Source organism: Micromonospora sp. NPDC048830, assembly GCF_043198215.1.
Lineage (GTDB): Bacteria > Actinomycetota > Actinomycetes > Mycobacteriales > Micromonosporaceae > Micromonospora.
Genome location: NZ_JBICUP010000060.1, coordinates 1 through 20,475, shown reverse-complemented (window position 1 = coordinate 20,475; position 20,475 = coordinate 1). Strand labels below are relative to the sequence as shown.

The following is a 20,475-nucleotide window of genomic DNA, read 5'->3' as shown; positions in this document are numbered from 1 at the left end:
CTATTCCTTCCCTGTGCACGCTCACTGCGCTCCAGCGAGTTCGCGACGCGCGCGCTGCGCGACCGGGTCCGGAACCGGAATGGCGCCTAGCAGCGTCTTGGTGTACTCGTTCTCGGGGTTGTGGATCACCTCGGCTGTGGGTCCGGTCTCGACCACCCGCCCGTCCTTCATCACGAGAACGCGGTCCGAGATGGTCGAGACCACGTAGAGGTCGTGGCTGATGAAAATACAGGCGAAGCCATGCTCCCGCTGGAGGCGTGCGAGCAGATCCAGAACCTTGACCTGGACGGTGACATCGAGCGCCGACGTCGGCTCATCCGCAATAAGGACATCGGGCCGGTGCGAGATCGCCCGCGCGATCGCCACTCGCTGCCGTTGCCCGCCCGACAGTTCGTGCCTTCGCCGAACAACCCACGCCGGATCCAGATCCACGTCTGCGAGGAGCCCTTCCGCCCGCCGGCGGAGCTCGCGCGCATCGCGTACCTTCCCGCTGCGCCAGAGCGGTTCGGTGACCACCCGCCACAGCGGAAGGCTCGGATCGAGGGACGACGTCGGGTCCTGGAAGACCACGCCGAGCCGGGAGAGCGCACGTCGACGGTCACGTCCGCGCAACCCGACCATGTTGACTCCGGTGAGGGAGACCGACCCCGATGTCGCCGGGGTGAGCCCGAGAATTGAACGAGCGATTGTGGACTTGCCAGAACCTGACTCCCCCACGATCCCCAGCGTCTCGCCGCGGGCCACGGTCAGGTTCGCGTCGCGAACAGCGGCTCTGCGACTCTCATCCGTCCGCCGACGACGAAGACCCGTCCGTCGGTACTCCACGACGAGATCGCGGACCTCCAGCACAGGCGAATCTGCGGAGCCGACGCCCGCCGCTGTGGCAGGCTTCTCGAGGGCCCCCGCAGCAGCCGGAGAAGCGGCATTCGCCTCCGAGCTGTGCAGCGCCCGGGCAGCCGAGAGCAGAGACCTCGTGTAGTCGTGCGCGGGCTGAGCGAAGATCGAGTACACGTCCCCGGTTTCCACGACCTTGCCATTGCGCATCACGACCACAGAATCGGCGACGTCCGCCACCACGCCCATGTCGTGGGTGACGAAGATCATCGACATGCTCTCTCGCTCGACGAGTTCCCGGAACATCGCGAGCAGGTTGCGCTGCGTGGTCACATCCAGCGCCGTCGTTGGCTCGTCGGCGATCAGGAGCTTGGGCTCCCACGCGACCGCTCCTGCCGCCATGATCCGCTGCCGCTGCCCGCCCGAGAGCTGGTGCGGATAGCGCCGCAGCAGGTCGTCATAGCCGCCGAGGCCGACCAGCTCGAGAAGCTCCTGCGGATGGCGCCGCCCCCCGCGCCCACCGGTCGCATGCGATCGGATCGCCTCCGTCAGGAAGTCGCCGACGGTGTGCAGGGGGTTCAGCGCCGTCATCGGCTCCTGATAGACGCACGCGATCTCCGCGCCGCGGTAGCGCTGCATCCCGGCATCCGACACCTCGAGAAGCTCGTCGCCGTCGAAGCGGATGGATCCCCGGCGGGTCGCGCCAGGCGGCAACAGGTGTGGGATCGCCATCGCTGTCATCGACTTACCGGCACCGGACTCACCGACGATCGCCACCACTTCGCCCTTGGCCACCGAGAACGATGCGCCTTCGACGATCGACTTCCCCGACACCTCGATGTCGAGGTCTTCGACGGTCAGGAGAGCCTCATCACGTGCCTTCATGCGCCGACCCCCTGTCCGAACGGCATACCGTTGCGGCGTTGCGCGAAGCCCATGCGAGCCCCGCGCCGAACGCGGGTGACGCCGCGCGGATCGAGGAGGTCCCGCACCCAGTCGGCCACGTATCCGAGCGCGACCAGCAGCACCACGAGCACGATGCTGGGGATGAGCAGCTGCCACGGGCTCTGCATGAAGTACTGCTGCCCGGTGGCGATCATCAGTCCGAGCGAGGGCGCTGGCGGGGTGATGCCGAGGCCGAGGAAGCTCAGTCCGGATTCGAGTCCGACCGCGAATGCGAGCGTCAGGAACGCCTGCGCCAGCACCAGCGGTCCGACGCCCCGCAGGAGGGGGCCGCGGATGACCTGCAAGCGCGTTCCGCCGAACAGCTCCGCCGACTCCACGTACAGTGCCTGCCGGAGCGAGAGCACCTCGCCGTAGGTCAACCGGGCGAAGTTCGGGAAAAAGGCCACCGCGCAGACGGCGACGACGGTCAGATCACCGGCACCGTACAGCGAGACGATGAGCATGGCGAAGACGAGGTTCGGGAAGGCCAGGACGATGTCGACCACGCGCATCAGCAGGAGGTCGGCGAGGCCCCGGAAATAGGCGGCGAGAATGCCCACAAGGGCGCCGATGATCGCCGCCAGCAAGGTTCCGGCCGCGCAGACGAGGATCTCGGTGCGCAGACCGAGGACCAGCCGGGCGAACGTGTCCCGGCCCAGGTTGTCGGTGCCGAGCACGTGCCCGGGCGTTCCGATCGGCGCGAACGCGTTCTCGATGTCCTGGGCGAGCGGGTTGACGCTCGTGACCAGCGGGTAGCTGAAGATGAAGCAGAGCACCAGGAACATCGCGCAGGTGGTGACGGCGAGTCCTGGACTCGATCTGCTCCACAACGAACGGAACGTGCTTTTCACCGCGATCAACCCTCCACCCGGGGGTCCAGGAATCGGTACATGAGGTCGACGAGCAGATTCGTCAGGATGAACACGACGGCGAAGACGATGACGATTCCCTGCACCAGCGGATAGTCACGGCCGTTGATCGCGTTCAGCAGGGTGCTGCCCACACCCGGCCAGTTGAACACCTGCTCCACGAGGACGGTCGCGCCGAGAAGGCCGCCCAGCTGTAGTCCTGAGACGGTGACCACCGGGTTGATCGCATTGCGGAACACGTGGCGGCGGAACACCCTGCCTCGCGAGAGCCCCATGCCCCGTGCCGTGCGCACCCAGTCCTCGCGCCGCACCGACAGAATCGATGTCCGTGCCACTCGGCCGACGAGGGCGAGGAACCCGAAGGACAGCGCCAGGCTGGGAAGGAACGCGTGGTAGAGGAAGGGCCCGAACCCCTCCTCGGGCGGTCGGTACCCCAGCGATGGGAACCACCCGAGCCTCAATCCGATGAACAGCGAGAGGAAGATGGCGATCACGAACCCGGGCGTCGAGACGGCCACGGAGAGCAGCCCGGACAGCACCCGGTCCAGCACGCTCCCCGGCCAGTTCCCGGAGAGGACGCCGAAGGAGATGCCGACCAGGCATCCGATGATGATCGCGATGACGACCAGGATGGCCGTGTTGCCGAACGGCGCCGCGATGATCTCGGACACCGGTGCGGAGTACTTGATCGAGTCGCCCAGGTCACCCCCGAGCAGGTCGCCGAGATACGTCACGTACTGCACCATCAGCGGCCGATCGAGCCCGAGCTCCTGCTCTAGGGCGGCGACGGCGGCGGGGTTGACATCCCCGCCACCGGCACCGCCCTGGAGGATGATCGACGCCGGCCCGCCCGGGACCGCATGCAGGGCCAGGAAGACGGCCGTCACCGCACCCCAGACGGTGACCACACCCATTCCGAGACGAACAAGGATGTATCGAATCATTGTGAACCCATTCGACTAGTCAGGGTGCGCCGCAGTGGAGGTCAGTCCGTCAGCTGTGCCGTCGCCAGGCTGTACAGCGACGAGTAGACGGTCGGACCGCTGAGCATCTCGAATCCCTTCAGCGCATCCGTGTAGGCATACGCTGCGGTTCCCATTCCGAAGGTGACGAACGGGACGTCCTCGAGATAGATGTCACCGATCTTCTGGTAGATCGCCTTGCGCTCCGGCCCGTCCGGGGTCTGCGCACCCTTGTCGAGGAGCTCAGCGTACAGGCCCTGGTTGATTCCGACGGACCTCACGAACGTGGGTCCTCCGATGAACGCCCCAGTCAGGGCAGACGGGTCGCTGATCGCTGCCGGCGGGCCGCCGATCATCAGGTCATAGGACCCGCTGTTGCCCTTGGCGATCTGGTTCGCGTAGTCGCCGGTCTCGAGTTCGACGGTGATACCGATCTTCTCGAGGTCGCTCTTGACGACCTGGGCGCGCTCCGTGAAACCGAAGTACTGCGAGTTGGTCAGCAGCCTGAGGCTGAACCCGCCGTTCGGATATCCGGCCTCGGCGAGGAGGCTCTTGGCCTTGTCGACATCCTGCGCGAAGTGATTCGCCTGCTTCTCGTCGTAGTACTCGCTGTCCACGGGGATCGGCAGTCCGCCGTTCGCCGTCCCGTAGCCCAGCGTTCCGGCCTGGTTCTGGGCCTTCAGGTCGAGGGCGTAGGCAATGGCCTGCCGCACCTTGGGCACGGCCAGCGGCCCCTTGGTCAGGTTGAACTGAAGTGCGCCGTAGAGCCCGTGGGAGGTGTCGAGCTTGACGCCCTTGGCGTTCTCGAGAGTCTTGTAGTCCGCCGCCGGGACGTAGTCGATGAACTGAACCTGGCCGCTCACGAGAGCCTTTACTCGCGTCTGTGCGTCCGGCATGAAGGTCATCTCGATCTCTTCGAGCTTGACCGAATCGGCGTCGTAGTAATTCGGGTCGGCCTTGAGCGTGTATGAGACGCCCTTGCGGTACTCCGAGACCATGAACGGCCCCGCACCGATCGGGGCCCCGTTTGCATCGACGGCATTTTCCGGCACGATCGCCGACAGCGGGCTGGCGATCACCTTAGGCAGGGCGGTCTGCGGTTTCTTCAGCGTCAGCACCACGGTCGTCTCGTCCGGAGTGCCGATACTCGCGATGTTCGCGAACGAGGTCTGGTCGGCGGCACCGTTACCGGGAACCGCGAGGTACTCGAAGGTCCTCTTCACATCTTCCGCGGTGAGCGGATCGCCGTTGGAGAACTTCAGATTGGGGCGAAGAGTGAAAGTGTAGGTGAGGTTGTTCTCGGACACCTCATATTTTGACGCCAATGCTGGCACCGCTTTGCCGTCGGGACCGTACGAGAGCAGTCCGCGGCGAACGAGTGTGATCAGCTGCTTGTTCGCGGACCCCTGGTCGACACCGGTCTTGAACCCAGGCGGTTCTGCGGAGAAGCCGATCTTCAGCGTCTGGCTGGCCTCGGTCCCTCTGCCGTCCGTCGACCCGCCTTCCGCGGAGCAGCCGGCGAGGCCGATCGTCAGCGCCAGGGTGGCCGCTCCCGCGAGTGCGATGAGCCTCGGGCCACGTCGGAGTGGGGCACCGCTCGCACGCGAGCTTTGAGCCTTGAGATTGATCATACTGAGAGTCCGTCTCTTTAGGGCCCGAGGGGCGCGGAGAAGAGAAAGTGACAATGCTGCAAAGCAGGACGGTGAGGGACACAGCGCGTCGGGTGGCGTCGTCGTCATGTCGCCCCACGTTCTGCCTTGGACCTCCTGCTGACGTATTCGTCGGATTGGAAGAATCTGTATGTCCAGAGCCGGGTTGGGAACGTTCCCCCTCGGCGTCGCCAACACTCTCGCGCATGTTGGGAACGATGTCAAGATTGCCGAGGAAGATTTACCGCACGGTGATATGGCGCGAAGCCGCAGGCAGCGCGTCCGCTACGATGCCGTCGATGGAGAGGGGCGGCACATGGCGCGCGAGGCAGTGACGATCATCGACGTTGCGCAGGCAGCGGGGGTGTCCAAATCGGCGGCCGCCCGCGTGCTGGCGCGGAATGGTTCGGCCAGCGACAAGACCCGCAAGAAGGTCCTCGAGGCCGCGGCTCGACTGGGCTACCGGCCGAATCACGTCGCTCGGGCGATGAAGTCGGGCACGACCAACACCATCGGCATCGTCGTTCCCGACGTCGCCCTCCCCTTCTTCTCGGCGGTGCTGCGCGGCATGGCGGACACCGCGCGCGCGGCCGGCTTCGAAGTGCTGGTGAGCAACACCGACAACGACGCCGACATCGAGGCGCGTTCGCTGGAGCTGTTGGCCGAGCAGCGCGTCGACGGCGTCGTGATCGCCCCGGTGTTCCAGGAGAACCCGGCGGCGATAGTCCGCCTCGATCGCGAAGGCATGCCGATCGTGCTTCTCGACAGGCGGATGCCGGGACTCGAGCATCTGCCACTGGTGTCGGTCGATCACGTCGACGCCACCGAGCGGGCCATCCGCTCGCTCATCGAGAGCGGCCACCGTCGCATCGCCCTGGTTACCGAGGCGGCTCAGGTGCGCTCGACGCTGGAGAGGCTGACCAATCAAACCTCGGAGAGTTCCGACCTCTCTCTACTGCGCCCCTCCGCGCAACGCTTTGTCGGCTATCTGCGTGCACTCCACCGCGCCGGCTTGGAGATCGACGACGAGCTCATCATCCGCTCCGGGTACGCGACCGGCGATGCTCAGCGGGCCGTGGAGGCCTTCCTCGACCGCGACACCGGCGCCACCGCCCTGCATGCCACCGATGCCGTTCTCAGCTCCGGCGCGTACCGCGGCATCCGCGCCCGCGGCTTCTCGATCCCGGACGACCTGTCGTTCATCGGCTTCGATGATCAGGACTGGACGACGATGGTTCAGCCTGCCGTCACGGTCGTCGAACAGCCTCGTCAGCGCCTGGGAGCCACGGCGACCACAGCGCTCGTCGGCATCATCCGCGGCGGGGCGGCGGAACCGCGCGAGCAGATGCTCGAGGCCGAGCTGGTCGTGCGGGCCTCCGTCGCCGCCGCCTCTCTCCCGTCCCGCACCTTGAGGTGCGGGACGATCAGGAACGGTGCTTCCGCGCCGTCTCCTCCGACATCCGGCCGTCTCTGACGTCGGCCTCGATCGCAGCATCCGGCCGTGAAGCCGGGTCGCCGTATCCGCCAGCGCCCGCGGTCTCGATCGAGGCCCACTGCCCCGGTTGCAGGACGGTGTAGCCATGATCGATCGGCGTCGCGTCATCGCTCAGCACGCACCGGGCTGACGCACCGGGGCCACCGCCGAACACTCCCCACGGCTGCGACTTCTGCCTGCTGGTGTCGAGCCAGAAGTGCACGTCCTCGGCTTCGACGCGGATGCGGCGACGGATCCCCATGCCGCCGCGATACTCGCCCGTACCACCCGAGTCCTCAATGAACTCGTAGGCCTCGACCATGAGTGGATACTCGGTTTCCAGGCTCTCCACGGGCAGATTGGAGGTGTTCGTCATGTGCACCTGCACACCGTCCAGGCCATCTTTGTTGTAGCGCGCACCGCTGCCACCGCCGATCGTCTCGAGGTACACGAAGTCGCGGCCGCGGGCCCGGTCGTGACCGGAGAAGTGCACGCCGGTGTTCGCGCCGTTCGATGCACCGGTGATGCGCTCGGGAACGGCGGGCGCGAGCGCCCCCTGGATCAGATCGACGATGCGCTGGCAGGTCTCGCTGCGTCCGTTGACCGCTGCGGGCGCCGAACAGTTGATGATCGAGCCTTCCGGCGCTTCGATCGTCACTGGCCGGTACAGTCCCGCGTTCGGGGCGATGTCCGGGTCGATGAGGGTCTTGATCGTGTAGTACACCGCCGCATACAGACCGGTCCACACGACGTTCACGCTGGCGCGTACCTGCGGCGGATTGCCGGCGAAGTCGAAGAGCATCTCGTCGCCGCGGACGACGATGCGCACCCGGAGGGTCAGCTCGTCGTCCAGCTCCGGGCAGTCGAAGCGGTCCTCGAAGACGTACTCCCCGTCGGGGAACTCGGCGATCGCCGCCCGCGTGCGCCGCTCGGTGTAGTCCAGCAGCTCCGCGCCGATCGCGCGTACGACGTCGGCGCCGTGGCGTTCGCACAGCTCGCCGTATCGTGCCACCGCCACCCGCAGCGCCGCCTCCTGCGCGCGCAGGTCTGCGATGCGCTCGTCCGGGACCTGGCAGTTCAACAGGATCAGCTGCAGCAGCTCCTCCTGGCGCACACCCTCGCGCACGAGGTGAACGGGCGGGATGCGGATGGCCTCCTGGAAGATGTGGGCATGTCCGCGATCGCCGAAGTCGGCATGGTGGGCCAGCGTGGCCGCCCAGGCTGTCAGCTCACCCTCGATGAAAATGGGCGTGGCCAACACGATGTCTGGCAGGTGGGATCCGCCGCCGGTGTAGGGGTCGTTGCCGATGAACACGTCGCCGGGCCGGATCTGCTCCAAGGCGTACCGCTCGCGCAGCGCAGCTACGATGCCCATCAGCGAGCCCAGGTGGAGGGGCGACCCGCCCTCATCCTGAGCGATCGCCTGACCCTCGGCATCGAACAGGCTCGCCGTGCAGTCGCGGCGCTCCTTGATGTTCGGCGAGTACGCGGCCTTCACCAGCGTCTCGCTCATCTCCTCGACGATGGTCGACAGGGCCGAGCCCACGACCTCCACCAGCACGGGGTCCAGCTCTACAGCCGTCATGCCTGGTCTCCGATCTCGACAATCAGATTGCGGTAGGCGTCCACCCGACAGATGTCGGACGGAAGCAGCACGGTCGTGGTGTCCATCTGCTCCACGATCGCGGGGCCGGAGATCACGTCACCCGGGGTGAGGCGTGCGCGGTCGTAGACGGGGATGTCGACATAGCCCTCGGCGGGATCGAAACAGGTGCTCCGCGTTCCGATCACCGCCTTCGCCGGATCGGATGCCGTGACGTCGTCGCGGCGCACGTCGACGTGGGCCGTAGACCCCGATGCCTCCAGGCGGAAGGTGACGACCTCGACCGGGGCATCCTCGGAGCGGTACCCGTAGACACGCTCGTGAGCCTCGTGGAAGAGCTCGATGACCGCTTCGGTGCCGTCGGCGGCGAAGCGGTGCCCCGCGGGCAGGTCGACGGCGAGTTCGAAGTTCTGCCCGCGATAGCGCAGATCCATACTCCTGCGCAGCGCGCGTCCCGCCTCGTCGACCTCCTCCGCGACGAACCACTCTGCCGCCCGCGCGGTGAGCTCGTCGAACACCTCGTCGAGCGCCGCCTGCGTCGTCGCGTCGACGGACGTGATCTGGGTTCGCATGAAGTCGGTCTTGACATCCGTCATCAGCAGACCCAGCGCCGACTGCGCCCCGGGGATCTCGGGCACGACGATCGTGCGCATCCCGAGTTCACGCGCCAGCCGCGACGCATGCAGGGGCCCCGCGCCGCCGAAGGGGACCAGTGCGTATTCCCGCGGGTCGTATCCGCGCTGCACGCTGACGACGCGGATCGCCCGGGCCATGTTCGCCGTCACGACGCGGAGGATGCCGAGTGCCGTCTCCTCGACGCTGAGCCCCAGCGGGGTCGCCAGTCGCTTCACGGCGGCAATCGACGCCTCGCGGTCGATCTTCATCTGGCCGTTGAGCAGATACTCGGGATTGAGCATCCGCAGCACGACGTTCGCGTCGGTCACCGCGGCTTCGTCGCCGTTGCCGTAGCAGGCGGGCCCGGGGAAGGCTCCGGCGCTCTGTGGGCCGACCCGCAGGTGGTCGCCGCTGTCGATCCAGGCCAGGGATCCGCCTCCGGCACCCACGGTGTGGATGTCGAGCATCGGCGACCGCACCGGCCGACCGTCGAGTTCCATCCCGGCGGTGACCTTGGGCCTGCCCCCCTGGACGAGGGAGATGTCCGATGACGTTCCGCCCATGTCGAACGTGATGATGTCGTCGAACCCGGCTGCCGAGCAGATCTGCGCGGCTCCCACCACACCGGTGCTGGGACCGGAGAGCACGAGCCGAACCGGAAGCAACTCGGCGGTGGAGAACGGAATCACTCCGCCGTTGCTCTGCGTCACGTGCGGCACGGCGGTGAGCCCCCGGTCGGCGAGCACCCCTCGCAGCCGCGCGAGATAGTTCGCCACCACCGGACCGACGTACGAGTTCGCCACGACCGTCGACAGTCGCTCGTATTCACGGAACTCCGGGAGGACGTCGCTGGAGAGCGAGATGTAGACGCCCGGCATCTCCTCCTGGATGATCTCGCCGATACGCTGCTCGTGATCGGCGTTCAGGTAGCTGTAGAGGAGGCAGACGGCGATGGACTGCACCCCCTCCTCCTTCAGCTCCCGCACGGCGCGGCGCACGTCATCCTCATCGAGCGGTGTCTCCACGGCACCGGTGTGCCGCACCCGTTCGTTGACCTCCTTGCGCAGGTACCGGGGCACCTGCGGCGTGGGTTTGTCGGCCTGCGGGTCGTACATGCTGGGGCGGCGGCCGCGGCCGAGTTCGAGCAGGTCGCGGAATCCGCGCGTCGTGATGAGGCCAGTCAGCGCGCCTCGGCCGGTGAGAAGCGCATTCGTCCCGACAGTCGTGCCGTGCGCGAAATAGCCGACCTCGTCGATCGTGCGGCCGCCGATCTGGTCGAGGATCTCGATGACCCCCTGCAGGATCGCGCGCCCGGGGTCGTCAGGGGTGCTGGACACCTTCCGCACGTGCACGGACCCCGTCTGCTCGTCGAAGGCGCAGACATCCGTGAACGTGCCGCCCGTGTCCACCCCGATGCGCAAGGTCATGCCCTCACCGCTTTCTGATCGTCCTTGCTGTTGTCGTCTGGCGCGTGCTCGGCCCGCACGGCATCCGCGTCGAACGGGATGCCGCGCTCGAATGCGCCGTTGACCTGGCACACCTGTGCCGCCTGCGCACTCGCCGCGACGAGCGTGGAGCGGATGTCGCGACCCGTGCCGAGCCCGACGAGCACCCCCGCGATGAAGGCGTCGCCGGCGCCGAGGGTGTCCCGGGCATTGACCCGGTCCGCCTGCTGATAGCGGATGCCCGCCGCCGAGCCGAGCAGCGCACCCCTCGAGCCGAGGGTGACCAGCGCGTACTCGGCGCCGGCGTCGAGGATCCGCCGGACGAGCGCGCGGGCTTCGGGTTCGCCGAGATGGCTGCCCGAGAAACTCGCGAGGTGCAGGTGCGTCAGGTACGGCTCCGCCGCAGCCAGTTCGAACCTGCTCCCAAAGTCGAAAGAGACCTTGGCCCGCTCGGCGATCTCGGGGACGCGGGGCAGCAGCGAGCCGGCGTACCCGGAATGCACGACGTCGTAGTCGGCCATGGCTGCCAGCTGCGCGTCGTCGAGCTCGAACAGGGCCGTCGTACGATCCGACCGCAGGAAGACCCGGTCGTTGCCGCGCAGCTCGACATCGGCGGTGGCGTTGGGACCGTGCACGACGCGCGTCAGCGACGTGTCGACGTGCTCTGCCTGCAGGACCCGCAGGATGTGGCGGCCGGCCGCGTCGTCGCCGAGGACGCCCAGATAGCCTGTGCGCGCTCCGAGCCGGGCGGCGAAGACGGCCACGTTCAACGCGTTGCCGCCCGGGTACAACATCGCCTGATGCAGATACCGATCGGCGACGTTGTCACCGGCACCGAGGACTCTCATCCGAAGTTCCTGTCCGCCGCTCAGTAGGCGATCTTGTACATGTAGCGACGCTGGGACGTGTCGTGCCCGCGGCGCGCGGCGACATGGTCGAGCACGCGGCGCTCGGCGCTCATCAGGGCGATCACGCTCAGGTCCGGGCGCGCTGCGGCAGGGATGCCGGGAAGGGACAGGGTGGCTGTGTCGACGACCGCAGAGTTTCGGGTCTGGTTCTCGGCGAAGCGGATGACCCGCTCGCCGAGAGCGCGACTGGCGTCTTCGGCAACAAGCGTGACGACCGTGGTGTCTTCGAGCACCATCTCCAGCGGCCCGTGGAAGAAGTCACCGGCGTTGATGGCGGCCGAGTTCATCCAGCTCATCTCCTGGAAGTAGCACCATGCCATCATCTTCGCCATCCCGTAGGCGGGTCCACCGCCGACGATGTAGCTGAGAGGCGCGTCCGTGGGGGACAGCAGATCGGCCACGCGCTCACCGGCCTCGGCGACTTCGTCCTTCACTGCGCGGAGGGCGCCGGGAAGGGCGGGAATGCCGGCGCGCAGTTCGGCAGCCTTCTCCGGAGCGCCGTACGCGTCGAGGAGCGCGGCCGCGATCTGCTCGTTGTGCACGAGCTTCGGCTCCGTGATCGAGATGGTGTCGGGGTAGTCGAGATGCACGTCGCCGAGGCGCGAGAGTCCGTTGTCGCCCTGGCGCGAGATGGCGGCGACAAGTGCGCCCTTGCTCTTCGCGAACTCCGCAGCTGCGACCGTCTCGGGCGTGTTACCCGAGTGCGACGCCGCGACGACCAGCGCCTTGCCGTCGAGGCCGATCGGGTTGCGCGAGGTGAGCTCCGCGCTGGTGATGCGCTGGGTCACGATGCCGGGAGCGTAGCGATCGAGCAGGTCGAACGCCGGGTAGGTGCCGAAGTGCGAACCGCCGCAGCCGACGAGGTAGACGCGCTCGACGCCCCGCTCCACGGCGCGCTCGACGAGTGCGCGAGCCTTGTTGTCCTGATCGATCGCGTGCTGAACGCACGCCTCGAAGTCGTCGGGAACGGGAATCAGCTCGCTCATTCGGTATCGCCTTCTGTGCGTCGGATCGTCTGGCCTGAAGAGAAAGTGGAACGTTCCCACCGACGCCTACTCTTCCGCAGATTGGGAACGGTGTCAACGCCTGACGCAGGAGAGAACCGGCCGCGTCGCAAGCCATCTTGAACGCAGCGGATTCCCCTGGTCATCGCCTGGTGCTCGATCTCGACGGCACAGCCAGGACAGCCGGTCACCGAGTTTGTTCGCCACGCTCGGAGACCAGCCGATACAGATCTCCTTCATGCCCGCGAGGTCCTCCGCCGCACCCTTGCCACGGTCGGCCCCGCCACCGCAGGCGCCCACATGGCCACGCCGACACTGCGAACCCTTACGCTGAGATCCTCATCCGGCTCGGCAAGGTCGGGCCCAGCCCATCAATGGGCGTCGGTGGCTATGGCATGGGCGGAGCTAGAGGTGCGGTGAGTGGTTGGCGGTGGCCCGGTCGCTGACACGGGAGGTGGGGTGCCGGCAGGGCCACGAGGCCGTCGCCGCGCCGGGCCACCCCAGGTGCTCCAGTTTGCGCCACACCTCGATCCGCGCCGACAGCATCCGCTACGCCAACATCACCCGCCGGCCGACGTCGGCCCTACCATCCCCGGCACCTGTCACGCCAACGATCAGCGGGCCGGCCGCAAAACAGAAGGCGAACTGCCGTACGCATATCGACTTCTGGGCATGCTGGACCGCACGATGCTGCTGCTGGCCGGCGGCGGCTTCGACGCCGCGCCCTTCCTGCACGACATGGGCACCACCGGCGCGCAGTTCCTGGTCCGCTCATCCGCCCGCCGCCGCCCGACCATCGCGCACCGCCTGCCCGACGGCTCCTACCTGGCCCGCATCGGCTACGGGACCCGTCCTCCTCCTCGTACGGGTCATCGAAGCGCAGGTCACCGTCACCCTCGCCAATGGCACGACGCGCCCGATCACGGCGCCCAGTACACGTCTCGGGCCTTCGCCGCCGCCTGCCAGACGGCCGGCATCCGGCAATCGATGAGCGCCGTCGGCAGCTCCGCCGACAACGCTGCAGCCGAATCGTGCAACGCCACCTTCAAACGCGAAACATTCCAGGGCCGCCGCGCCTTCACCGACAAACGCGAAGCCCGGCTCGCCGCGTTCCGCTGGCTGCACCGCTACAACACCGTCCGACGCCACTCCCGACTCGCACAGCAATCACCGATCACCTACGAGAAGACCACCCGACTGGCACCGGCTACGCTGGCCCCGGCCGCATAAACCCCGTACCCAGGACCAGAGGTCAAGCCCCCTTCGTGCCAGAGCCAAATCTGATTGGCCGTTGACACTGCATCAGCCACGAGAACATCAGGTAGGGCCGCAGTGCCACTCACCAATCACGCCGACCGGCACCCGCCCACGAAACCCAGCTCACGCCGCAACGGACGACTTTCTGGCACCGAAAAGACAAGATGGATCGAGACCCGTTGCGCACCGGCTCCAGCTGTGCCACCGCTCCTGGGCTGCCTGACGAACGACGGCAACACAACTCACGCGCCGGTGTCCTCTGCCACGACCGAGCGCAGACGCATCCGCGTGGGCACGCATTCGACCCGGGAGACATGGACGACCGAGCCGTCTCTATCGGTAGCGGTCTTCTCGATGAGGATGAGCGGGTCCCGCTCGGGCCTGTCGAGCCACCGGGCGCTCTGCGCGTTCGTGAACGCGATCCCGATCTCGCGCTCGACCGACACGATCTGCACGCCGTAGTGCTTGCGCAGGACGCGATACGTCGATGTCATATCGTCGATCATGCCGTCGAAACCAGGGAAGCGATCGAGGGCGTAGCAACTGTCGTCCATCGCCAGCGGTAAGCCGTCCATGAGGAAGATCCGCACCAGATGGAACACGTCGGCACCTGCTTTGATGGCAAGGGCGTGCGCGAGGCGGGTGTCGGCGGGGATGACCTCCGAGACCACGATCGAGCGGCTAGGCGTACCGGCTCCGGAAAGCTGGTCGGAGAAACCGCCGACTGACATCGTGCCGAGTTCTGCCCGGCGGGTGGCAACGAATGTACCGACGCCCTGCTTGCGGTGTACCAGCCCCATCTCCTCGAGGTCGGACACTGCGCGCCGCACGGTGATCCGGCTGACGCCGAACTGTTCGCAGAGCTCCGGCTCGGTGGGGAGCCTGCCGCCTGAGTCATAGGCACCGGACTCGATCTCGTGGAGGAGGACGTTTCGGATCTGCTCGTGCAGTGGCATCGCCGGCTGCTCCGGCATGGTCGTGCACCTCTCGATACGTCTCGCGCTCAGGGGGTCTCGTACCGGCGAATGAGCTGTGCGCGTGCCTCGGGACCCGCTTCGACAGGGTAGCCGAAGGCCCCGCGATAGGTGCAGGCGAGGGCCCCGGCGGCCGACGCGACGTCAAGGCACTGGTCGAGGTCGGCACCCGCGTTCATGGCCGAGAGGAAGCCGGCGATGAACGCGTCGCCCGCGCCGAGCGTGTCGATGGTCTGCGTCGCGCGGATGCCAACCGTGCGGCGAGTCCCTGATTCGTAGGCGACGGCTCCGCGCGAGCCACGCGTCACGACGGCTCGCGCGGCGCCGCGAGCAACGGCGAAGGCGCCCAGGGTGTCGATGTCCGCGTCGCCGAGCCCGTCGCCGGAGAAGAAGGCGGCCGCCAGATGCGGGGCGACTGCAGCGATCACAGCCTCGGACCGTTCCGTCGAGAAATCGTAGGACACCTGGCAGGATTCAGCGATCGTACCCAGTTCGGCGTCGAGCGATGAGTAGACGGACGTGTGTACGCTCGCGAACCCGGCGAGGTAGTCGCGGTCGTCGGGCGCGATCCGGACGCGGAGTATAGACTGGACCCCTCCGCGGTTGGATCCTACGAAGCGTCGGTCACCGTCGAGACCGAGCGACACGAAGGCCATACCGTTTGGTCCCGCCGCAACACGGCTGCGCGTCGCGTCCACGCCAATCTGGTCGAGGGTGCCGCGCAGATGCGCGGCGAAACGATCGTCGCCGAACACGCCGATGTAGCCCGCTCGGCTACCGAAGAAGAGGCGCGCATACACGGCCACATTGAGCGCGTTGCCTCCCGGATAGGCGAGGTCCTCCTCGAGGTAGCAGTCGAGGACGTTGTCGCCGACGCCCACGAGGCTCGTTGGGATGACCGTGGACAGGAACGAGCGCAGTTCGTTGGGCCAGAGCACAGTGATCAGCCTTTCACGCTGCCCGCGGCGATGCCGGCTACGAAGTACCGCTGCAGGAAGACGAACACGATGACGATCGGCAGTGCCGCGATCACGAGCCCCGCCAGCAGCACACCCCAGTCCGTCGACAGCGCGTCGCGGAACGACATGAGCCCGGCGGGAATCGTCCGGACGGCGTCGGAGTCGACGAACACGATCGCGAAGAGGAACTCGTTCCACGCGAAGTAGGCCGTTAGGACGGCCGCGGTGAGGAGCACGGAGCGGCTGAGGGGCAGGTAGACCCGACGGAAGATCTGCAGAGAGGAGCAGCCATCGATCGTCGCAGCATCGATGAGCTCGCGGGGGATCCCGAGGAACACCGCGCGAATCAGAAGGATGGCCATCGGCAGCCGGAACGCCACGTACGGCACGATCAGGGCCCAGTGCGTGTCGAGCAGGGCGAACGAGTCGAGCAGGCGATAGAGCGGAATGAGACTCACCTGCGGGGCCACGACGAGACCGCCGAGGGCGACGACCAGGACCAGGTTGGCCGCGCGGCTGGTCATCCGGGTCATGCCATACGCGCAGAGCGCGGCGACCAGGACAGTCGCGACAGTCGTCACGGCCGCAACGAGCAGGGAGTTGAGGAAGTATGCCGAGATTCCGCGGTCCCACGCCTCGGCGAAGTTACTGACGAGCCACGTGCTCGGCAGCCCCCACGGGTCGGAGAGGATCTCGTCGGATGACTTGAACGAGCTTGTGACCATCCAGAAGAGGGGATAGGCGATGACGATCGCGTACACCGCGAGCACCGCGTAGACGGGCAGCTGCCGCGCATGGTCGATGGGCCGCAGGCGCATACCGCCGGTAGACGGCATCTCAATCCCTTCCCGTGCGGAAGCCGACGACTTGGGCAACGGAGAGCACCAGGGTGATGACGAAGATGAGGCTCGCGATCGTCGATGCGTAGCCCATTTGGTTCTGGAAGAAGCCCTGGTTGTACATGTATGTCGCGAGCACCTGCGTGCTGTTGCCCGGCCCACCGCCCGTGAGGATGTAGGGCTCGTTGAAAACGGTGACGGCGCCGGAGACAGTGAGGACCATCGCGACGAAGATCATCTCTCTCGCCTGCGGCACCGTCACCGAGAAGAACTGACGGATGCGCCCTGCACCGTCTAGTGCCGCCGCTTCATAGAGCTCGCCCGGAATCTGCTGCAGGGCGACGACGTAGAGCATGCAGACGTAGCCGACGCTCTGCCACTGTGAGACACCGATCACCGCACCCATCGCCGTGTCGACGTCCGCGAGCCAGGCGTGCTGGAGGCCCTCGAAGCCGAGCGCGGACAGCGCGGCGTTGAGAAGACCATCGCGTGCGTCGAAGACGAACCTGAAGAGCAATGCGATCACAGTCATCGAGATGACTGCCGGAAGGAAGTACACGCTGCGCAAGAAGGCACCCAGCCGTGGTCCGAGGAGGTGGACGAGCCATGCCGCGACGACGAGAGCGCCGAAGACCTGGAGGATGACCGACACCACCGCATAGGTGAGGTTGTTCAGCAACGCCGTGCCGACCACGGGATCCGTCGCCAGCTGAACGAAATTGTCAACGCCGACGAAAGTCCTCCCCCCGGAGCCAGCCGAGAATCGAAAAAAGCTGGAGCCGATATTGGCGGCGAGGGGATAGAGCACGAAGCCGCCGATGAGGGCAAGGGCCGGCAGCACGTACAGTGCGTTGACGACGGGGCGCATGCGTCTGCGCATGGGGGTCCTCCGCATCGTCGTAGGAGGTCGAGCGCCACCCGGCAGGGGTACCCAAGCCTGCCGGGTGACTCTTACTCGGGTCATGAGCCGGAGCGCACGCGCTCGGCCGCCGCACGCACTGCGTCCATGACCCCTTCAGGGGTCTGTTGGCCACCGAGCATCAGCTGTGTCTCACTCAGGTACGCTTTGACGATCTGCGGATCGTAGGCGTTGTCGAGCCACGGTGTCATCGCGGACGCGTCAACGATTTCCTTGGTCATTCCCTTGAGGACCGCCGGTGCCTTCGACTCTTCGACGGCGCCGACGACAGCACTGAGCTCGCCCGTCTTTTCCGTGTAGGCGATGCCGTTCTGCTTGCTCAGCATGAACTTGAGGAAACGAAGCGACTCCTGTGGGTGGTCGCTGTTAGCCGCGACCACGAAGCCCTCGGGCGCACCGGTGAGTTGCGCGGGATCACCCTTCCCGCCGTCGACGGACGGGAAGTTGAACGTCCCGTACTCGAAGTCGAGATCTTTCAGGTAGCCCACCTCGGCGCCCTGGAGGTACATGATCGGCGCCTCGCCGTCGATCCACGCCTTGCGAGCCATCTCGTGCCCAACCGCGGTCATGTCGGGGTTCATGTACTTGCTCACGTCGAGCAGCGTTCGCAGGCTCGTGACGTAGCCGGGATCGTCGAACGTGCCGTTTGATGCGACCTGGTCACCGGCGAATACTTTGGGGTCCAGAATGCGCTGGTTCAGCGTTCCGATGTAATGCGCGATCGGCCACTGTTCCTGCGCACCGAACTCGATCGGCGTACGCCCCGAAGCCTTGATCGCCTCGAGCACGTCGACGAACTCCTCCCACGTGGTCGGTGGCTGAAGTTTGAGTTCGTTGAACACGTCCTTGTTGTAGAAGAACAGCTTCGCGTGCATTCCGAGTGGAAGACCATACTGGCTCCCGTCAACGGCGAACGCCTCGAGTTGGCTCGGGTAGAAGCTTTCGCGGACCTCGGCGTTCTCCTTGAGCCATCCGTCGAGCTTCATGACGTTGCCGCCCTCGACGAGTTCTTGGAGGAACGTGCCACTCCACGAGAACATGACGTCGGGGGCCTTCGCCGAGCCCGCAACGACCTTGACCTTGTCCTTGTACGCATCGTTGAGCACGCTCTCGACGTTTACCCGAATCCCGGGGTTTTCCGCCTCGAACTCCTTGACTAGCTTTGCGAAGTATGTGTTCTTTGGCTCATTCGGCCAGCGATGAAAGAAGTCGATCTCAACGGCGTCGTCATCGCCGCCGTTGCTGCAGGCGGCGAGGGGTACGATGAGTGCGAAGGCCGCAGCAACGGCGGCGACGCGGCGGAGCGCTCTGCGCATGAGCGTTGCTTCCTTTCTCTCTTGATCAGTACTCCATGCGCCACATGTAGCGGCGCACGCTGAGCGGGTGCCCTCGGTGGTCGGCGAGGGCGTCGGCGTAGACGCGCAGCACCGGGTTGAAGACGAGGTGGGCGGCGATGCCGCGAACGGATTCGTCAATGACCTCGAGACCGAAGGTGGCTGCGTCGATGACGAGCGTGCGTTCGGAATGCTTGGTGAGGAACGCCACGGCGCGCTCCTCCACGGCGCGGGTCCCGTCGAGACCGACGAGGGCGATGAAGGGCACCCTGACGTCGGTCACCTCGAAAGGTCCGTGGAAGTACTCGCCAGCGTGGATCGCGGCAGAGTGGATCCACTGCATCTCCTGGAGCAGGCAGATCGCGAACGAGTACGCCGAGCCGAAGTTGCTGCCGGCCGCCATCGTGTAGATGAGCGGCTCGTCGCGGTACGCGAATCCGTAGGCGTTCGCGGCATCCGCGTGCGCGGCGCGGGCAGCGCCCACGAGTTCGTCGAGCCGGGCGACTGCGGCGTCGATCGGCCCGGACAGGGCCGCGCCCTCCCGATCGTCGAGCAGCCCGGCAACGAGGCGGAGCAGCAGTGCGGGGGCCACGTAGGACTCGCTCTTGCCCGTCCCGTGCTGGTAGCCGATAACGTGCTCGGCCGCCTGAGCCAGGGGCGAGGCCAGTTCGTGCGTCAAGGCGATCGTGAGAGCGCCAAGCGCCCGTGCGTACTTCGCCGCCGCCACGGTCTCGGGCGTCTCCCCCGAGTGCGAGCACAGGATGACGACATTGTCCGGACCGATGAAGCGCGCGTCGCGGGAGGTGAACTCCGCAGCGTTGATCGCCTCAGCGGAGAAGGAGACGGCACGGGTGGAGAGAAGGTACTCGTTCGGCAGCATGACGGCGTACGAGCCACCGCATGCCGTCAACACCACACGCTTCACGTCGGGCAGGGCGGCGATGGCGATACGCGCTGCGGCGAGCTGGGCCTCGATCGTGGCAGAGTCGGTCGAAGCGGCAAGGACGGTCACAGTGATCCTTTCGACAAGAGAGTCGTCATATAACGTTATGACGGTGGGAACATAGCAGGGCAGGTGCACGGTTGTATAGAGGCTGGGCTGCTGGGCCGGCGGCGGGTCCTGGACTCCACGCCCCTGTATGACGCGGTCGCGACGATGGACACGATCACGTTGATCCGCTCGGCGATCCGGGGCCTGCTCACCACCGTCGGCGGAGACCTGGGTGGGCGGCTGCGGGCGGTGCTGTCCAGCGGCGATGACTACACCACGATCGGTAAGCCGGTCATCGACTGGGACGACAAGACCGCCCGCGACGCCCTCGTCGACTCCCGCGCCCGCGATGGTTATGCCCTGCTCGCCGTCCTCGACGGGCTCACCGACCTGCCCGAGCCGGTCGCTCAGGCGACGCGGCTGCTGGCCACCGTCCTAGGTCAGGACCTGGAGGCCGGCGGCGACGGGACGCTGCGGATCGCCCGGAAGGTCACCCCGGATCGGGTGATCTCCACCGTCGATCCCGAGGCCCGGCACGGGCACAAGACCAGCCACCGCGGCTTCGACGGCTACAAGGGCCACATCGCCGTCGACCCGGACGCCGAGGTCATCACCGCGACCGCGGTCACCGCCGGCAACGTCGGGGATGCCGAACCGGTCGCCGGGCTCATCGCCGACCTCACCGACCCGACCGCCGCCACCGGCACCGCCGCTGTCTACGGCGACGCGGCCTACGGCGCCGGCGACGTCCTCCAGCAACTCGCCAGCGCCGGAATCGACGCCAAGACCAACGACGTGGTGCACGATTGAGGCCGGGGCGTGCTTGTCTGGGCGGTTCGGTTGGTTGGGGTCACCGCTCCGCGCAGCGGTCGGATACCAGTCCCGCGATGGCGA

17 protein-coding genes are annotated in these 20,475 nt (G+C 66.8%); 3 read left to right on the top strand and 14 right to left on the bottom strand.

Annotated elements, in window-relative coordinates; genetic code table 11:
* Positions 1-21 precede the first annotated feature (21 nt).
* From ACGFIZ_RS30820 to ACGFIZ_RS30805, 4 genes are all read right to left on the bottom strand, one after another.
* Positions 22-1,719, bottom strand: a complete 1,698-nt coding sequence (locus ACGFIZ_RS30820; RefSeq protein WP_393425725.1) for a dipeptide ABC transporter ATP-binding protein — start codon at positions 1,717-1,719, stop codon at positions 22-24.
* Positions 1,716-2,564, bottom strand: coding sequence for an ABC transporter permease (locus ACGFIZ_RS30815; RefSeq protein WP_393425722.1), 849 nt, complete (start codon positions 2,562-2,564; stop codon positions 1,716-1,718). The genes ACGFIZ_RS30820 and ACGFIZ_RS30815 overlap by 4 nt, the downstream gene beginning before the upstream one ends.
* Positions 2,565-2,635: 71 nt before the next feature.
* A complete protein-coding gene (locus tag ACGFIZ_RS30810) occupies positions 2,636-3,592 on the bottom strand; it encodes an ABC transporter permease (RefSeq protein WP_393425719.1) in 957 nt (318 codons plus the stop codon).
* 41 nt (positions 3,593-3,633) lie between these two features.
* A complete protein-coding gene (locus tag ACGFIZ_RS30805; protein WP_393425716.1) occupies positions 3,634-5,241 on the bottom strand; it encodes an ABC transporter substrate-binding protein in 1,608 nt (535 codons plus the stop codon).
* 169 nt (positions 5,242-5,410) lie between these two features.
* Between ACGFIZ_RS30805 and ACGFIZ_RS30800 the strand changes: the two genes are divergently transcribed.
* Positions 5,411-6,733 carry a LacI family DNA-binding transcriptional regulator gene (locus tag ACGFIZ_RS30800; RefSeq protein WP_393425714.1) on the top strand — a complete coding sequence of 441 codons (1,323 nt, stop codon included), beginning with the start codon at positions 5,411-5,413 and terminating at the stop codon, positions 6,731-6,733.
* Here the strand turns inward: ACGFIZ_RS30800 and ACGFIZ_RS30795 are convergent.
* From ACGFIZ_RS30795 to ACGFIZ_RS30780, 4 genes are read right to left on the bottom strand one after another with little or no spacing between them, the layout of a single operon-like run.
* Positions 6,684-8,318 carry a hydantoinase B/oxoprolinase family protein gene (locus ACGFIZ_RS30795; RefSeq protein ID WP_393425711.1) on the bottom strand — a complete coding sequence of 545 codons (1,635 nt, stop codon included), beginning with the start codon at positions 8,316-8,318 and terminating at the stop codon, positions 6,684-6,686. The genes ACGFIZ_RS30800 and ACGFIZ_RS30795 overlap by 50 nt on opposite strands.
* Positions 8,315-10,378 (bottom strand): hydantoinase/oxoprolinase family protein, encoded by a 2,064-nt coding sequence (locus tag ACGFIZ_RS30790; protein WP_393425708.1) that lies wholly within the window; start codon positions 10,376-10,378, stop codon positions 8,315-8,317. The genes ACGFIZ_RS30795 and ACGFIZ_RS30790 overlap by 4 nt, the downstream gene beginning before the upstream one ends.
* On the bottom strand, positions 10,375-11,244 hold the full coding sequence (locus ACGFIZ_RS30785; protein ID WP_393425705.1) for a PfkB family carbohydrate kinase: 870 nt from the start codon (positions 11,242-11,244) through the stop codon (positions 10,375-10,377). Before ACGFIZ_RS30785 ends, ACGFIZ_RS30790 begins: the two co-directional genes overlap by 4 nt.
* A 20-nt stretch (positions 11,245-11,264) precedes the next feature.
* On the bottom strand, positions 11,265-12,290 hold the full coding sequence (locus ACGFIZ_RS30780) for an SIS domain-containing protein (protein ID WP_393425703.1): 1,026 nt from the start codon (positions 12,288-12,290) through the stop codon (positions 11,265-11,267).
* Between the two features lie 690 nt (positions 12,291-12,980).
* Between ACGFIZ_RS30780 and ACGFIZ_RS30775 the strand changes: the two genes are divergently transcribed.
* Positions 12,981-13,538 (top strand): transposase, encoded by a 558-nt coding sequence (locus tag ACGFIZ_RS30775; RefSeq protein WP_393425700.1) that lies wholly within the window; start codon positions 12,981-12,983, stop codon positions 13,536-13,538.
* 269 nt (positions 13,539-13,807) lie between these two features.
* Here ACGFIZ_RS30775 and ACGFIZ_RS30770 read toward each other — a convergent pair whose 3' ends face one another.
* The 6 genes from ACGFIZ_RS30770 to ACGFIZ_RS30745 form a co-directional block, all read right to left on the bottom strand.
* Positions 13,808-14,539 (bottom strand): GntR family transcriptional regulator, encoded by a 732-nt coding sequence (locus tag ACGFIZ_RS30770; protein ID WP_393425697.1) that lies wholly within the window; start codon positions 14,537-14,539, stop codon positions 13,808-13,810.
* Between the two features lie 29 nt (positions 14,540-14,568).
* The gene (locus ACGFIZ_RS30765; RefSeq protein ID WP_393425694.1) at positions 14,569-15,477 is read right to left on the bottom strand and encodes a PfkB family carbohydrate kinase; all 909 of its coding nucleotides are present in this window, start codon (positions 15,475-15,477) and stop codon (positions 14,569-14,571) included.
* 5 nt (positions 15,478-15,482) lie between these two features.
* A complete protein-coding gene (locus tag ACGFIZ_RS30760) occupies positions 15,483-16,373 on the bottom strand; it encodes a carbohydrate ABC transporter permease (RefSeq protein ID WP_393425691.1) in 891 nt (296 codons plus the stop codon).
* Complete coding sequence (locus tag ACGFIZ_RS30755; protein WP_393425688.1) at positions 16,336-17,217, bottom strand: carbohydrate ABC transporter permease; 882 nt, start codon at positions 17,215-17,217, stop codon at positions 16,336-16,338. Before ACGFIZ_RS30755 ends, ACGFIZ_RS30760 begins: the two co-directional genes overlap by 38 nt.
* Positions 17,218-17,297: 80 nt before the next feature.
* A complete protein-coding gene (locus tag ACGFIZ_RS30750; protein WP_393425685.1) occupies positions 17,298-18,572 on the bottom strand; it encodes an ABC transporter substrate-binding protein in 1,275 nt (424 codons plus the stop codon).
* Between the two features lie 25 nt (positions 18,573-18,597).
* Entirely contained in the window at positions 18,598-19,602 is a 1,005-nt protein-coding gene (locus ACGFIZ_RS30745) for an SIS domain-containing protein (protein ID WP_393425682.1), read from the bottom strand.
* A 63-nt stretch (positions 19,603-19,665) separates the two neighbouring features.
* Between ACGFIZ_RS30745 and ACGFIZ_RS30740 the strand changes: the two genes are divergently transcribed.
* Positions 19,666-20,391 (top strand): transposase, encoded by a 726-nt coding sequence (locus ACGFIZ_RS30740; RefSeq protein WP_393425679.1) that lies wholly within the window; start codon positions 19,666-19,668, stop codon positions 20,389-20,391.
* Positions 20,392-20,475: the final 84 nt, after the last annotated feature.

Coding starts and splice junctions, on each gene's coding strand:
- ACGFIZ_RS30775 (WP_393425700.1), top strand. CDS start 12,981: ATGCTGGACCGCACGATGCTGCTGCTGGCCGGCGGCGGCTTCGACGCC.
- ACGFIZ_RS30785 (WP_393425705.1), bottom strand. CDS start 11,244: ATGAGAGTCCTCGGTGCCGGTGACAACGTCGCCGATCGGTATCTGCAT.
- ACGFIZ_RS30820 (WP_393425725.1), bottom strand. CDS start 1,719: ATGAAGGCACGTGATGAGGCTCTCCTGACCGTCGAAGACCTCGACATC.
- ACGFIZ_RS30815 (WP_393425722.1), bottom strand. CDS start 2,564: ATGTTCCTGGTGCTCTGCTTCATCTTCAGCTACCCGCTGGTCACGAGC.
- ACGFIZ_RS30750 (WP_393425685.1), bottom strand. CDS start 18,572: ATGCGCAGAGCGCTCCGCCGCGTCGCCGCCGTTGCTGCGGCCTTCGCA.
- ACGFIZ_RS30790 (WP_393425708.1), bottom strand. CDS start 10,378: ATGACCTTGCGCATCGGGGTGGACACGGGCGGCACGTTCACGGATGTC.
- ACGFIZ_RS30805 (WP_393425716.1), bottom strand. CDS start 5,241: ATGATCAATCTCAAGGCTCAAAGCTCGCGTGCGAGCGGTGCCCCACTC.
- ACGFIZ_RS30780 (WP_393425703.1), bottom strand. CDS start 12,290: ATGAGCGAGCTGATTCCCGTTCCCGACGACTTCGAGGCGTGCGTTCAG.
- ACGFIZ_RS30755 (WP_393425688.1), bottom strand. CDS start 17,217: ATGCGCAGACGCATGCGCCCCGTCGTCAACGCACTGTACGTGCTGCCG.
- ACGFIZ_RS30770 (WP_393425697.1), bottom strand. CDS start 14,539: ATGCCGGAGCAGCCGGCGATGCCACTGCACGAGCAGATCCGAAACGTC.
- ACGFIZ_RS30795 (WP_393425711.1), bottom strand. CDS start 8,318: ATGACGGCTGTAGAGCTGGACCCCGTGCTGGTGGAGGTCGTGGGCTCG.
- ACGFIZ_RS30800 (WP_393425714.1), top strand. CDS start 5,411: ATGTCCAGAGCCGGGTTGGGAACGTTCCCCCTCGGCGTCGCCAACACT.
- ACGFIZ_RS30810 (WP_393425719.1), bottom strand. CDS start 3,592: ATGATTCGATACATCCTTGTTCGTCTCGGAATGGGTGTGGTCACCGTC.